10 protein-coding genes are annotated in these 12,743 nt (G+C 73.8%); 3 read left to right on the plus strand and 7 right to left on the minus strand.

Features of this window, described 5'->3' with window-relative positions; all coding sequences use genetic code 11:
* Positions 1 to 7: 7 nt before the first annotated feature.
* On the minus strand, positions 8 to 1,306 hold the full coding sequence (locus ACIBR0_RS05155; RefSeq protein ID WP_396712766.1) for a DUF58 domain-containing protein: 1,299 nt from the start codon (positions 1,304 to 1,306) through the stop codon (positions 8 to 10).
* A gap of 1 nt (position 1,307) precedes the next feature.
* Positions 1,308 to 2,360 (minus strand): MoxR family ATPase, encoded by a 1,053-nt coding sequence (locus ACIBR0_RS05160; RefSeq protein WP_357034957.1) that lies wholly within the window; start codon positions 2,358 to 2,360, stop codon positions 1,308 to 1,310.
* Positions 2,361 to 2,834: 474 nt separating this feature from the next.
* Here ACIBR0_RS05160 and leuS point away from each other — a divergent pair, with 474 nt between their 5' ends.
* Positions 2,835 to 5,675, plus strand: a complete 2,841-nt coding sequence (leuS, locus tag ACIBR0_RS05165) for a leucine--tRNA ligase (protein ID WP_396712767.1) — start codon at positions 2,835 to 2,837, stop codon at positions 5,673 to 5,675.
* A gap of 199 nt (positions 5,676 to 5,874) precedes the next feature.
* On the opposite strand, the gene ACIBR0_RS05170 is transcribed toward leuS, so the two are convergent.
* Positions 5,875 to 6,711 (minus strand): hypothetical protein, encoded by an 837-nt coding sequence (locus ACIBR0_RS05170; protein WP_396712768.1) that lies wholly within the window; start codon positions 6,709 to 6,711, stop codon positions 5,875 to 5,877.
* A gap of 5 nt (positions 6,712 to 6,716) precedes the next feature.
* On the minus strand, positions 6,717 to 7,655 hold the full coding sequence (locus ACIBR0_RS05175; RefSeq protein ID WP_396712769.1) for an ABC transporter ATP-binding protein: 939 nt from the start codon (positions 7,653 to 7,655) through the stop codon (positions 6,717 to 6,719).
* Between the two features lie 131 nt (positions 7,656 to 7,786).
* On the opposite strand from ACIBR0_RS05175, the gene ACIBR0_RS05180 reads away from it, so the two are divergent.
* Together ACIBR0_RS05180 and ACIBR0_RS05185 are read left to right on the plus strand one after the other, a co-directional pair.
* A complete protein-coding gene (locus tag ACIBR0_RS05180; protein ID WP_396712770.1) occupies positions 7,787 to 8,968 on the plus strand; it encodes a sensor histidine kinase in 1,182 nt (393 codons plus the stop codon).
* A complete protein-coding gene (locus tag ACIBR0_RS05185; protein WP_396712771.1) occupies positions 8,965 to 9,621 on the plus strand; it encodes a response regulator in 657 nt (218 codons plus the stop codon). Before ACIBR0_RS05180 ends, ACIBR0_RS05185 begins: the two co-directional genes overlap by 4 nt.
* A 112-nt stretch (positions 9,622 to 9,733) precedes the next feature.
* On the opposite strand, the gene ACIBR0_RS05190 is transcribed toward ACIBR0_RS05185, so the two are convergent.
* Genes ACIBR0_RS05190 through ACIBR0_RS05200 form a run of 3 tightly spaced genes read right to left on the minus strand, consistent with a single transcriptional unit; the run spans position 9,734 to position 12,403 of the window.
* Positions 9,734 to 10,447: a TVP38/TMEM64 family protein gene (locus tag ACIBR0_RS05190; RefSeq protein ID WP_396712772.1), complete on the minus strand. Its 714-nt coding sequence runs from the start codon at positions 10,445 to 10,447 to the stop codon at positions 9,734 to 9,736.
* A complete protein-coding gene (locus ACIBR0_RS05195) occupies positions 10,444 to 11,166 on the minus strand; it encodes a type 1 glutamine amidotransferase (protein WP_396712773.1) in 723 nt (240 codons plus the stop codon). Before ACIBR0_RS05195 ends, ACIBR0_RS05190 begins: the two co-directional genes overlap by 4 nt.
* Positions 11,156 to 12,403: a MurT ligase domain-containing protein gene (locus ACIBR0_RS05200; RefSeq protein WP_396712836.1), complete on the minus strand. Its 1,248-nt coding sequence runs from the start codon at positions 12,401 to 12,403 to the stop codon at positions 11,156 to 11,158. The genes ACIBR0_RS05195 and ACIBR0_RS05200 overlap by 11 nt, the downstream gene beginning before the upstream one ends.
* Positions 12,404 to 12,743: the final 340 nt, after the last annotated feature.

Raw genomic sequence — 12,743 nt, forward strand, 5'->3', positions numbered from 1 at the left:
CTTCCGTTCATCGCATGCCGCCGGCCACCGTCTCGGCCAGCGCCGCGCGCAGCGCGAAGCCCTGGGAACCGCGGGCCGCCTGCGGCCACAGCGCGGGCAGGCGAGCGCCGTGGTCGACGCCGATCACCCGCCAGCCGCTCTGCAGCAGGGCCAGCGCGGCGGCGCCGTGCGCCTGGTCGGCCTCGGCGCGTGCCTTGGTCGGCAGGTTGAGCCAGGTGGAGCTGTCCATCAGGAAGGCCACGCAGGTGGCGCCGTTGCCCCGCAGCCCGGCCAGCAACTCGGCCTCGGCGGTGCTCAACGACCCGAACAGGCCGATGATCAGGCCACCGTCGGCCCGCTTCCGCACCTGCTGCACCAGTGTGGTGATCTCGACCCGTTGGTCGAGGCGGACCTCGGCGAGGTGGTCGAGGAGCAGACCGTCGCCGGCCACCTCGGTGGCGTCGACGTCGGCCCCGGACCCGGTCACCAGGCGCAGCTTGTAGCCGGCCTGCCGCAGGTGCACGGCGACGCTCGCGGCGGCCGAGACGGCCCACTCGAAGCTGGCCGTCGGGCCGTCGCCCCGGTGGCCGTACGCGCGGGTGTCCAGCAGGACCGTCGCCCGGCTCTCCCAGGGCTGCTCCTCGCGCCGCACCATCAGCTCCCCGGTGCGCGCCGTCGACTTCCAGTGCACCCGGCGCAGGTCGTCGCCCACCCGGTACTCCCGGGTGGCCGCGTCGTCCTCGCCGTGCACCGCCACCGAGCGGGCCCGGCTGTCGCCGCTGCCGGCGTACTCACCGGCGAGCCGGACCGAGGGCAGCGGGGTGACCTGCGGGATCACCGTCAGCCGGTCGGTGCTCGGGAAGGAGCGGGTCAGCTCGCACAGCCCGAACGGGTCGGTCATCCGCACCACCAGCGGGCCGACCTCGTAGCGACCGCGCACGTCGGCCCGCACGGTGTACGCCACCGAACTTGCCTGGTGCGCGCCGAGCCGGTCCAGCACGACCCGGGGCCGGCTGCCCAGCGCGTAGGGCAGGCGGTCCTCCAGGAGCAGGGTGCCGGTGGGCAGCCGGGAGAGGTTCTGCAGGCGCAGCACCACCCGCGAGTTCGCCCCGACCGGCGCCCGGTGCGGGTCCAGCGACCGGTTGCAGGCCAGCTTGTAGCGGCTGCGACCGACGTAGAGGGCGGCGAGCAGCGGCAGGATCGCGAGCAGCACCGCCACCCGCAGCAGGTCCTTCTCGCCGAGGATGCCGGCCGAGACGGCCGCGGCCACCCCGGCGGCCAGGAACGATCGGCCGCGGGTGGTCAGCCCTCGCAGCCCGTCGCGCACGTCACGGCCTCCGCGGCTCGTACGGACCGCGGCCGTTGCCGGTGGCGGGCCGCGTGTCGTACGGGGAGCGCTGGCGGTCGTGCGGCAGCGGAAGCCGGTGCACCAGGTCGGAGACGATCGCGTCGGTGGTGCGCCGGGCCAGCTGGGCGTCGGCGGTCGGGATGATCCGGTGCGCCATCACGGGCACGGCCAGCACCTGGAGGTCGTCGGGGAGGACGTAGTCACGGCCCTCGAGGGCGGCGACCGCGCGGGCGGTGCGCAGCAGCTGGAGCGTGGCCCGGGGGGAGGCGCCGAGGCGCAGGTCGGGGGACTCGCGGGTGGCGGTGACCAGGTCGATCGCGTACTGCTTCACGACGTCGGCGACGTGCACCTGCCGGACGTGCGCGATCAGCCGGCGCACGGTGTTGGCGTCGGAGACCGGGCGCAGGTCGTTCAGCGGGTCGACGGCGCCGTGGCCGTCGAGCATGGCCAGCTCGGCGCTCGGGTCCGGGTAGCCCATGGCGATCCGGGCGGTGAACCGGTCGCGCTGCGCCTCCGGCAGCGGGTAGGTCCCCTCCATCTCGATGGGGTTCTGGGTGGCGATGACCATGAACGGCGTCTGGAGCTGGTACGTCACGCCGTCGACGGTGACCTGCCGCTCCTCCATGCACTCCAGCAGCGCGGACTGGGTCTTCGGCGAGGCGCGGTTGATCTCGTCGCCGACCACCAGGTTGGCGAAGACGGCGCCGGGCCGGAACTCGAAGTCGTGCGTCTCCTGGTTGTAGACGCTGACGCCGGTGACGTCGCTGGGCAGCAGGTCGGGGGTGAACTGGATGCGCCGCACGGAGCAGTCGATCGACCGTGCCATGGCCTTGGCCAGCTTGGTCTTGCCGACGCCCGGGACGTCCTCGATGAGCAGGTGGCCCTCGGCGAGCAGGACGGCGAGGGCGAGCCGCACGGTGGCGGTCTTACCCTCGATGACGTGCTCGATGTTCGAGACGATGGCTTCACTGGCGGCGCGGAACTCGTCGTGCGGCAGCACACCGCCAACCTCGTCCCAGGTCTGTTGTGTCACGGGCCTCCTCCTCGTCGCCGTCACGGCAGCTCTGTAAAGAGCACCTGGACCCGTCGTTGGGTTCGCGACGCCGAGCCTCTTCTGCCGCAGAAATCTCACTGGCCTCTCAGGCTAACCATGTTTCTCGCTACCGCCGACCCCCGCAGGTAGTCGGCCGGTTACGCCCGGAATATTCGTTCCGACGGGGGAATTCGACGGTCGCTGTGGGTGCCCGGAACTATCACGAAGCGGGATCGCATCCCGGCCGCTGGTGGCGCGCGACGTGGCGGCCGGCGCGGCGCGGTACACTCCCGACATGGCCGGAGTCTTCCTGCTTCTTACCGGGCCGTGCTGATGCGCTGAGCGCGACAGCACGGCGGCCCCTCCTGCGCGAGGGGCTTTTTTGTGCCCGCCGCCGGTCGGACCGGCGGCCGGCGAGCCACCAGAGCACGACAGCACGGACGCCACTCCGCCACAGTGAAGCGAGGAGACGCCATGAGTGAGGCAGCCGCACCGGCGGGCGACATTCCGCCGTTCCGGTACACCGCGACCCTGGCCAGCGAGATCGAGCGGCGTTGGCAGGACACCTGGCAGCGGGAGGGCACCTTCCACGCCCCGAACCCGACCGGTCCGCTGGCCGACCCGGACCACCCCCGCGCGGGCGCGGAGAAGCTGTACGTGCTGGACATGTTCCCGTACCCGTCGGGTGCCGGCCTGCACGTCGGTCACCCGCTGGGCTACATCGGCACCGACTGCTTCGCCCGCTACCAGCGGATGGCCGGGCGCAACGTGCTGCACGCCATGGGCTTCGACGCCTTCGGCCTGCCCGCCGAGCAGTACGCGGTGCAGACCGGCACCCACCCGCGTACCACCACCGAGGCCAACATCGAGCGGTACAAGGAGCAGCTGCGCCGACTGGGCCTGGCCCACGACGAGCGCCGCTCGGTGGCGACCATCGACACCGACTTCTACCGCTGGACCCAGTGGATCTTCCTGCAGATCTTCAACTCCTGGTACGACACCGAGGCGAAGCGGGCCCGCCCCATCGCCGAGCTGATCGCCGAGTTCGAGGGCGGGAACCGGCCCACCCCGGACGGTCGCGCGTGGGCCGAGCTGACCGTCGCCGAGCGACGCGCGGTCGTCGACGACCACCGGCTGGCGTACGTGTCGCAGGCCCCGGTGAACTGGTGCCCGGGCCTGGGCACCGTGCTGGCCAACGAGGAGGTCACCGCCGACGGCCGCTCCGAGCGGGGCAACTTCCCGGTCTTCAAGCGGAACCTGAAGCAGTGGATGATGCGGATCACCGCGTACGGCGACCGGCTGCTGGACGACCTGGACACCCTGGACTGGCCCGAGCCGATCAAGCTGATGCAGCGCAACTGGATCGGGCGGTCCACCGGCGCGCACATCGACTTCGCCACCGACCAGGGGCCGATCCGGGTGTTCACGACCCGGCCGGACACCATCTTCGGCGCCACCTACATGGTGCTGGCACCCGAGCACGGGCTGGTCGACGCGCTGGTGCCGGCGACCTGGCCGGAGGGGACGCGGGACGCCTGGACCGGCGGGCACGCCAGCCCGCGGGCGGCCGTCGAGGCGTACCGGAAGGCGGCGGCGGCCAAGACCGACGTCGAGCGGCAGTCGGAGACGAAGGAGAAGACCGGCGTCTTCGTCGGCGCGTACGCCGTCAACCCGGCCACCGGCGCGCGGATCCCGGTGTTCGTGGCGGACTACGTGCTGGCCGGCTACGGCACCGGCGCGATCATGGCGGTGCCCGCGCAGGACGAGCGGGACTGGGCGTTCGCCGAGGTGTTCGAGCTGCCGATCGTCCGGACCGTGCAGCCGGCGGAGGGCTTCGCCGGCAAGGCGTACACCGGGGACGGGCCGGCGATCAACAGCGCCGCGCCCGACCGCGGCCTGGACCTGGACGGGCTGGGGGTGGCCGACGCGAAGGCGGCGGCGATCTCCTGGCTGGAGGCGAACGGGCACGGCGCGGGCGCGGTCACCTGGCGGCTGCGCGACTGGCTGTTCTCCCGGCAGCGGTACTGGGGCGAACCGTTCCCGATCGTGTACGACGAGACCGGGGCCGCCATCGCGCTGCCGGAGGAGATGCTGCCGGTCGAGCTGCCCGAGGTGGACGACTTCTCCCCGAAGACGTTCGACCCGGACGACGCCGACAGCAACCCGGAGACGCCGCTGTCGCGCCGCCGGGACTGGGTCGAGGTGGAGCTGGACCTGGGTGACGGGCCGAAGCGGTACACCCGCGAGACCAACGTGATGCCGCAGTGGGCCGGCTCCTGCTGGTACGAGCTGCGCTACCTGGACCCGACGAACCCGGACCGGTTCGTCGACGCGGAGAACGAGCGGTACTGGATGGCTCCGCGCGGCGAGGGCGACTGCGGTGGCACCGACCTGTACGTCGGCGGCGCCGAGCACGCCGTGCTGCACCTGCTGTACGCCCGCTTCTGGCACAAGGTGCTGTACGACCTGGGCCACGTCTCGTCGTTCGAGCCGTTCCGCAAGCTGTTCAACCAGGGCTACATCCAGGCGTACGCGTACACCGACGCCCGGGGCGCCTACGTGCCGGCCGAGGACGTGACCGAGCGCGACGGCGGCTTCTACCTGGGAGACACCCAGGTCAAGCGCGAGTACGGCAAGATGGGCAAGTCGCTGAAGAACGTCGTCACCCCCGACGAGATGTGCGCGGCGTACGGCGCGGACACCTTCCGGGTGTATGAGATGTCGATGGGCCCCCTGGAGGTGTCCCGCCCCTGGGAGACCCGGGCCGTGGTCGGGGCGTACCGGTTCCTGCAGCGGGTGTGGCGGGCGGTCGTCGACGAGCAGACCGATGGCCTGCGGGTCACCGACGCGCCCGCCGACGAGGCGACCCGGCGGCTGCTGCACAAGGTGATCGACGGCGTCCGCGGCGACATGGAGGGGATCCGGTTCAACACCGCGATCGCCAAGCTGATCGAGCTGACCAACGGGCTGACCCGGCTGTCGGAGACCCCGCGCGAGGTGGCCGAGCCGCTGGTGCTGATGGTGGCGCCGTTCGCCCCGCACGTGGCCGAGGAGCTGTGGCGCCGGCTGGGCCACGAGACGTCGCTGACGTACGCGGACTTCCCGGTCGCCGACCCGGCCCTGCTGGTCGCCGAGACGGTCACCTACCCGGTGCAGGTCAACGGCAAGGTCCGGGGCCGGATCGAGGTCCCCGCCGACGCGTCCGAGGAGACCGTCCGCGCGGCGGCCCTGGAGGCGGTGGCGACTTCGCTGGCCGGCAAGGAGCCGCGCAAGGTCATCGTGGTCGCCGGCCGGATGGTGTCCGTCGTCGCGTGAGGTGTAAGGAGGGGCCCCCGCTTAACGCCTCCGGTAGAGCAGGGGCCCCTTCTTAACACCCGCAGCGCGCATCCGCAGCGCGCATCCGCAGCGCGCATCCGCAGCGCGCATCCGCAGCGCGCATCCGCCGCGCGCATCCGCAGCGCGCATCCGCAGCGCGCATCCGCCGCGCGCATCCGGCGGGGTCGGTGGGGAGTGGTCAGGGGTCGCGGCGGTGGATCGCCGCCACCGTGAGCAGGGCGGCCACCAGCGTCCACACCGCGTAGGTGCTCCAGGCGCCCCCGACCGTGGCGCGGTAGGGCAAGCTGATCCAGGGTGGCGGCTCTCCGGTCTCCATCAGGCGCTGCCAGGCGGCCACCGGCATCGCGTGCCGGAGCAACGCCGTCCACCGTTCGTCCTCGTCCAGGGCGGTCGGCAGCAGGAGCAGCAGGGCGGTCGCGGCGACGATCGCCGGCGCGGAGTGCCGGACCAGCGCGGCCACCGCCGTGCCGACCAGCGCGGACACGGGTACCAGCAGGGCCGACGCGGTGATCCCGCGCAGTGCGCCCGGGTCGGTGACGGACATCTGCGCGCCCACGTCGGTGAGGATCGCCTGCGAGACGGCGAACGCGCCGGCCGCACCGGTCACCCCGACCGCGGTGGTCACGGCGGCCAGCACGAGGAGCTTGGCGGCGGCCACCGCACCCCGGCGGGGTACCGCGGCGAAGGTCGTGCGGAACAGCCCACTGGCGTACTCGCCGCCGACCGCGACCGCTCCGACGGCGCTCGCCGCCAGGATGACGAACAGCTGCGCCTCGTCCGGGTAGGCGTCGCCCAGCGGCGAGTGCAGGGACCGCTGCTCCGGCGACCACCCGGACCAACCGCCGGTGGTGGCCAGCGCCGCGTACGCGGCCAGACCGACCATCGAGACCAGGATCAAGCCGAGTGCCCACCAGGTGGACCGCAGCGACCACATCTTGATCCACTCGGCGGCGACGAGGTCGCGGAAGCGGACCACATTTCGGGCGGCGTCGACCCCGCTGGTCCGGTCGGTCACGGCGGTCACCGTGGTTCCCCGGCGGTGACGGTGGGGGCGGACGGCCGGCTGCCGTACTCGACGGTGTCGGCGGTCAGGTCCATGAAGGCCTCCTCCAGCGAGGCGGTACGGGTGGTCAACTCGTGCAGCGGGAACCCGTGGGCCAGGGCGAGGTCGCCGATCCGGTCGGCGGCCAACCCGGTGACCGCGAGCAGTCCGCCGTCCTCCCGGCGTACGCTCACGCCCTCGGCAGTAAGGACGGCGGCCAGCGCGGCGGGGTCCGGCGTCCGGACGACGACATCGGTGCGGCCGCCGCGGGCGGCGAACGCGGCCAGGCTCTCCTCGGCGATGAGCCGGCCCCGGCCGAGGACCACCAGGTGGTCGGCGCAGTGCTCCATCTCGCTCATCAGGTGACTGGAGACGAAGACCGTCCGGCCCTGCGCGGCCAGTCGCCGCAACAGGTTCCGTGCCCAGCGCACACCCTCCGGGTCCAGGCCGTTGAAGGGCTCGTCGAACAGCAGCACCGGCGGGTCGCCCAGCAGCGCGGCGGCGATGCCGAGCCGCTGCCGCATGCCGAGGGAGAACCCGCCGATCCGCCGTCGCGCGACGGCTGCCAGACCGACCTCCCGCAGCACCTCCTCGACCCGGCCGCGTCCGATGCCGTTGCTGCGGGCGAGGGCGGTCAGGTGGGCCCGGGCGCTGCGGCCGCCGTGCACGTCCCCGGCGTCGAGCAGGGCCCCGGCGTGGTGCAGTCCGCGCGGGTGGTCGCGGAATCGCACCCCGCCGACGGTGGCGCTGCCGCTGGTCGGTGCGGTGAGACCGAGGATGATCCGCAGTGTCGTGGACTTGCCGGCACCGTTCGGACCGAGGAATCCGGTGACGTGTCCGGGCCGCACGGTCAGGGTGAGGTCGTCGACCGCCGTCGTGCGGCCGTACCGTTTCGTCAGGGCGTTCAGTGCGATCATGCCGACCACGCTGCCGGCCGGCCGCCGCCGGATCGTCGCCCCGGCGGCCACATCCGGCGGCGGCGATCAGCCCCGGGGCGTACGCCTCCGGGCCGATGCCCGTCCACGGCCCGGCTGGCTACGGTGTCCCCATGGACGTCGCCCCGCCGCCGCGCACCGCCGGTGGACCGGCGGCGCTCCGCGTGGCGCTGGCCGGTGCCGTCGTCCTCGTCCTGCCCCCGCTGTGGGTGTACGCGAGCGTGGCCGCCGACAGCGGCGACGGCCTCGGCGTCATCGGCTGGTGGGTGCCCGAGCGGTACCTGGTGCCGGTGCTGGTCGTGGCGCTGCCCGCGCTGCTGCTGCGGCGCTACCCGCTGACCGCGCTCGGCCTGATGCTGGCCGGTGCGACGCTGGCCGCCGGGACGGTCCACGGCGGCGACGTCGGCTACGACGACGACGTCTTCCACCTCCAGTTCGCGGCCGTGGACCTCGCCGTCGGCGTGGTCGCCGCCACCCGCTCCCGTCGGGTCTCGGTGGCCGCCGCCGGGATCGTGCTCACCGTCCAGGTCGCCGCCAGCTTCCTCAACACCGGCTTCGACCCGCTGAACCGGGCCACGTTCTCCGTGCTGGCCGTCGCCACCGCCTGGACCGTCGGCAACTCGGTCCGGGCGCGGCGTCGCTACGCGGCGTCCCTGCGGTCGCACGCCGCGGCCGAGGCAGTCACCGCCGAACGGCTGCGCATCGCCCGCGAACTGCACGACCAGGTCGCGCACAGCATCGGCGTGATCGCCATCCAGGCCGGCGTGGGGGCGCGGGTCATCGAGACCCAACCCGGGGAGGCCCGCGCAGCGCTCGCCACCATCGAGGCCACCAGCCGGGAGACGCTCGCCGGGCTCCGCCGTACGCTCGGCGCTCTGCGCCGCCCGGACCACGAGGCCGCGCCGCTGGACCCGACGCCGGGGCTGGCCGACCTCGACCGGCTGGTCGAGGCCGCGGCCGACGCCGGGGTGCGGGTGACGCTCGCCGTCGACGGCGGGCCGGCGCCGGTGCCCGCGGAGGTGGGGCTGGCCGCGTACCGGATCGTGCAGGAGGCACTGACCAACGTGGTCCGGCACGCGCAGGTCCTTCAGTGCCGGGTGATCGTGCGGCAGGCGCCGGACGGGGTCCGCGTCGAGGTGGTCGACGACGGTCGAGGTGGTCCGCTCGGCGGCGACGGGCACGGGATCGTCGGCATGCGGGAGCGAGCCACGTTGCTCGGCGGCCGGTTCACCGCCGGGCCGCGACCGGAGGGCGGCTTCCGGGTGGCCGCCGAGCTGCCGGTGGGTCCAGCGTGATGATCCGGGTCCTCCTCGTCGACGACCAGCCCCTGGTCCGCGCCGGCCTGCGGGTGCTCATCGCGGACGCGCCGGATCTCGAGGTGGTCGGCGAGGCCGGCACCGGGGCGGAGGCGGTCCGGCTGACCCGGGACGTCGCGCCGGACGTGGTGTTGATGGACCTGCGCATGCCGGGTACGGACGGCATCGCGGCGACCGGGGCGATCACCGCGGCCGGGGGACCGGCCCGGGTGCTTGTCCTCACCACCTTCGACGACGACGAGCACGTGCACGCCGCGCTGCGGGCCGGCGCCAGCGGTTTCCTGGTGAAGGACATGGCGGTGGACGACATTCTCGGCGCTATCCGGGTCGTGGCCGCGGGGGACGCCCTGATCGCGCCGTCGGTCACCCGACGGTTGATCGCCGAGTTCGCCCACCGCCCGGCCGTCGCGCCGGCCGTCCGCGCCCTGACCGGCGTGACCGACCGGGAACGCGAGGTGCTCACCCTCGTCGGCCGCGGGTTGTCCAACGCCGAGATCGCCGAGGAGCTGCACATCAGCGCGGCGACCGCCAAGGCGCACGTGGCACGCCTGTTCAGCAAGCTGCACGCGCGCGACCGGGTGCACCTCGTCATCGCGGCCTACGAGTCCGGCCTGGTAACCCCGCCCCGCTGAGGCGGTGCCGGCGGATCGAGGCGACAGTTTCGGGGAAGGTGTCCCCTCGGCGCGGGCTGAGGCGACACTTTCCCCGAAACTGTGCGGATCTTGGTGGACCGGCGCACCCGCGTCACGTCGGGCCGGTCCGGCCCCGGCGTTCCGCGAGCCACCAGCGACGGACCAGCACCGCGCTGGCGATCAGCCCGAGCCCGGCGGGCGCCGCCGCGTACCAGTTCACGTCGTCCGGCGAGGTGACCGCGGCACCGACGGCGGCGTAGCCGAACGCGGTGGGGGCGGAGGCGATCACGCTGCCGGCGAGGAACGGCAGCACCCGGGCCCCGGTGGTGCCGTAGCCGTAGCTGACCAGACCGAAGCCGGCGATCGGCAGCAGCCGCACGGTGATCACCCCGAGGACGCTCTGCCGGGCGAACCAGCCGTCCAGCCGGGCGAGCCGGCCGCGCACGCGGTCGGCCACGAACTCCCGGCCGAGCAGCCGGCCGACCGCGAAGCCGATCGCCGCCGCCAGCGACGCGGCCCCGAGGGCGTACGCGGCGCCCTCCAGCGCGCCGAACAACGCACCGGAGGCGAGGGTGACGAAGGTCCGGGGCACGAGTGCGACCAGCAGCACCGCCCCGCCGACGACCGCCGTCGCCGGGGCGTACGCGCCGAGCCGGTCGGCGTGCCCCGGCAGGTCCTCCAGGTCCGGTCGCGGCGCGAGCAGCGCGACCGGCGTGAGGACCGCGAGCAGGAGCAGCAGCAGGGCGAACCGGAGCGCGGACGGCTCCCGCAGCAGCCGCCGGACGGCCGACGGCTCCCGCAGGAACCGCCGGACGGCGGGGATCACGGCCTGGCGGCGGAGGCCACCGCGGCGCGGCGCTCGGCACGGAGCCGGTCGGCCCAGGTGTCGTCGAGCGGCGGCAGCTGGTGCACGCCGGTGGCCCAGCGCAGCAGCAGGTCGGCCAGGTCCGGGTTGCGGGCCAGTGCCGGCCCGTGGGAGTACGTGCCGAGCATCTTGCCCCGCCACGCCCCCTCGGTGGCGCCGTCGTTGCCGACCCCGGCGGTGACCCGGGCCAGCGGGGCGACGCCCGGGCCGAGGTGGGTGCGACCGCCGTGGTTCTCGAAGCCGGACAGCGCCGGGATGCCCAGGCGCGGGTCCACGTCGCCGGCCAGCTCGCCGACCGCCCGGGTGGGGCCCCGGTCGGAGGAGAGGTCGAGCAGCTCGAGACCCGCGCACCGGGTCCCCTTGGCGAAGAAGGAGGTGCCGAGCAACTGGTAGCCGGCGCACACGCCGAACACCACCGACCCCTGCGCGACCGCGCGGTGCAGGCCGCCGTCGGCGAGCAGCCGCTGCGCGCCGAGCGCCTGCGGGCCGTCCTCGCCGCCGCCGATCAGGTAGATGTCGGCGGTGGCCGGGAGCCGCTGGTCGGAGCGGACCTCCAGCACCTCGACCGGCATCCCGCGCTGCTGCGCCCGACGGGCGAGGATCAGCACGTTGCCCCGGTCGCCGTAGGTGGACAGCAGGTCGGGGTAGATCCAGACGATGCGCAGGCTCTCAGTTGACACGATCCAACTCCGCTCGGATGTCCTGGAACGCGGTGTAGTTCGCGATGACCTCCAGCCGGCCCGGCGGCGCGGTCCGGACGGCCTCGTCGAACGTCCGCACGTGCTGGAACGGCACGCCGTTGACGTCGAGGCGCACCGCGAGGTCGTACGCCCGGTCTCCGGTGATCAGCACCTGCCGGCCGCGTAGCGGGGCGAAGTCGACGTCGAAGAGCCAGGAGGTGTCCAGGCCGTCGGGGTCCCGCGCGTTGATGGAGAGCAGCGTGGGCGCCTCGTCGGCCATGTCGAACGCCTCCAGCCAGCTGGCCGGGTTCTTCGCCAGCAGCAGCCGGATGTTGCGCCCGTCCCGCTCGACCTGCGCGTACCGGCCGGCGACGGAGGTGACGCTGCCGAGATGGAGGACCGCGTCGACCGGGCGTACGCCGAACTCGGCGGCGACGGCGAGCGCGGTCGCGGCGTTGCCGAGGTTGACCTTGCCGGGGAGCTGGAGCTTGACCTTGTGCCAGGCGCCGGTCGGATCGACCACGCCGTCGTCCTCCACCGTCCAGTTCGGCTCCGGCCGGCGCAGCGGGCAGCCGGTGCACCACCACTGCTCGCCCTCGCGCGCGATGGTCGAGCCGCACTCGGGGCAGACCCACGAGTCGTCGTGCCAGCGCTGCCCGGCGCTGAACCAGGTGACGTGCGGCGGGGCGATGCGGTGGTCGTGGTTGGGCGGCGGGGTGGCCGCCCACACGACCATCGGGTCGTCGGCGTTGGCGACGACGCGGACGTCGGTGTGCCGGACCAGCGCGGCGCGCCAGAGCTGCGCCATCATGGCGACCTCCTTGGCCCGGTCGAGCTGGTCGCGGGAGAGGTTGAGCAGCGCCACCACGTGCGGCTCGGTGGCCTCCAGCACCTGGGCGAGGTAGTGCTCGTCGACCTCCAGCACGGCGTACGGGGTGCTGCCGGCCTTGGCCAGCGCGGAGGTGTGGCCGGTGGGCATGTTGGCGCCGAAGGAGTTGGTGGCGACCCTGCCGAGGACGCCGACGGCGGCGGCGGTCAGCCGCGTGGTCGTGGTCTTGCCGTTGGTGCCCGAGACCAGGGCGATGGCGCGCCCGGCCGACAGGTGGGCGAGCAGGTCCGGGTCGATCTTCAGGCCGATCCAGCCGCCGATCACCGAGCCGTCGCCCCGGCCGGCGGCTCGGGACAGCGCCGCGGCGGTCCGCGACACCGAGCTGGCCACCTTCGCCCGCAGGGGCATCTTCGCGTCCGTCACCCGAGCGAGGTTACCGGACCAGCGTGCCCCCCAGATCGCCGCCGACGGCGATCCGTTCGGCCGGATGCTCCACGCCGTGCGGTCGGCCCCGCATCGGCCGGACAGAGTTGATCTATGTCGGAAAGCGGACGCGCGCTGCGCCGCCGCGCCCCTCCACTCCGCTCCACCCCGTCTGACGTGCTGTTTTGGGCGCGCATCGGGCGCGCCACGCGGGCGATTCCGGTTGCAGGTGGAGGGAAGTGGAGTAGAGTGGGGCCCAATGGTGAGGCCGGGAGGGCCCACCGGCCCGGGGGGTCAGCGGCGCCGCGAACGCCGTTCAGGGGCG

It is taken from the genome of Micromonospora sp. NPDC049497 (genome assembly GCF_044465805.1).
Classification (GTDB): Bacteria; Actinomycetota; Actinomycetes; order Mycobacteriales; family Micromonosporaceae; genus Micromonospora.

Coding starts and splice junctions, on each gene's coding strand:
- leuS (WP_396712767.1), top strand. CDS start 2,835: ATGAGTGAGGCAGCCGCACCGGCGGGCGACATTCCGCCGTTCCGGTAC.
- ACIBR0_RS05200 (WP_396712836.1), bottom strand. CDS start 12,403: ATGCCCCTGCGGGCGAAGGTGGCCAGCTCGGTGTCGCGGACCGCCGCG.
- ACIBR0_RS05175 (WP_396712769.1), bottom strand. CDS start 7,655: ATGATCGCACTGAACGCCCTGACGAAACGGTACGGCCGCACGACGGCG.
- ACIBR0_RS05180 (WP_396712770.1), top strand. CDS start 7,787: ATGGACGTCGCCCCGCCGCCGCGCACCGCCGGTGGACCGGCGGCGCTC.